The following is a 244-nucleotide window of genomic DNA, read 5'->3' on the forward strand; positions in this document are numbered from 1 at the left end:
CGCTGCGCCGCTTTGCGAGGATGTCGCTCACCTTGGGCTCGCTAGCCACCGCCCGCTTTATCGCCTCCTTGGTCGCCTGGTAGTTGAAGTCCTGGATCTTGTTGTCTTCGGCGGCCTCCCAGTGGATGAACACTCCCACGCAAATGAAGACGTCATCGGCCCCGTTCGCCGGGATGGTGCCATCCTCCACGCAGTCGGCCACCGCTATCGCCACGCCCCGCTGAGCCGGCCCGAACATCTGGGT

General features: G+C 64.3%; 1 protein-coding gene. It reads right to left on the reverse strand.

The features are described from left to right. On the reverse strand, positions 1-244 hold a 244-nt coding region (locus ACTFO6_RS19475), incomplete at both ends, for a formaldehyde-activating enzyme (protein ID WP_439935960.1).

The organism is Pelomicrobium sp. G1 (genome assembly GCF_051905455.1).
GTDB lineage: Bacteria > Pseudomonadota > Gammaproteobacteria > Burkholderiales > UBA6910 > Pelomicrobium.